Origin of the sequence: Paenibacillus camelliae (assembly GCF_023715345.1) — a bacterium.
In the GTDB taxonomy this organism is placed as follows: Bacteria; Bacillota; Bacilli; order Paenibacillales; family Paenibacillaceae; genus Pristimantibacillus; species Pristimantibacillus camelliae.
The window spans coordinates 1-761 of the sequence record NZ_JAMBNY010000038.1 but is presented as its reverse complement, the minus strand read 5'-3'; the positions used below and the strand labels follow the sequence as shown (position 1 = coordinate 761).

Here is a 761-nt window from a genome sequence, read left to right as displayed (position 1 = left end):
TAGGATAAGCCCTCGACCGATTAGTACTGGTCAGCTCCATGCATTGCTGCACTTCCACCCCCAGCCTATCAACCTCGTCGTCTTCAAGGGGTCTTACTAATTGGGAAATCTCATCTTGAGGGGGGCTTCACGCTTAGATGCTTTCAGCGCTTATCCCTTCCGTACTTGGCTACCCAGCTATGCTTCTGGCGAAACAACTGGTACACCAGCGGTACGTCCATCCCGGTCCTCTCGTACTAAGGACAGCTCCTCTCAAATTTCCTACGCCCGCGACAGATAGGGACCGAACTGTCTCACGACGTTCTGAACCCAGCTCGCGTACCGCTTTAATGGGCGAACAGCCCAACCCTTGGGACCTACTTCAGCCCCAGGATGCGATGAGCCGACATCGAGGTGCCAAACCTCCCCGTCGATGTGGACTCTTGGGGGAGATAAGCCTGTTATCCCCAGGGTAGCTTTTATCCGTTGAGCGATGGCCCTTCCATGCGGTACCACCGGATCACTAAGCCCGACTTTCGTCCCTGCTCGACTTGTAGGTCTCGCAGTCAAGCTCCCTTATGCCTTTACACTCTTCGAATGATTTCCAACCATTCTGAGGGAACCTTTGGGCGCCTCCGTTACTTTTTAGGAGGCGACCGCCCCAGTCAAACTGCCCGCCTGACACGGTCCCTTCACCAGATTCATGGTGACAGGTTAGAACTCCGATACGATCAGGGTGGTATCCCAACGGCGCCTCCACACATGCTGGCGCACATGCTTCA

1 rRNA gene is annotated in these 761 nt (G+C 55.1%); it reads right to left on the bottom strand.

Features of this window, described 5'->3' with window-relative positions:
• Positions 1-761 (bottom strand): 23S ribosomal RNA (locus M3180_RS22270); the annotation flags it as partial.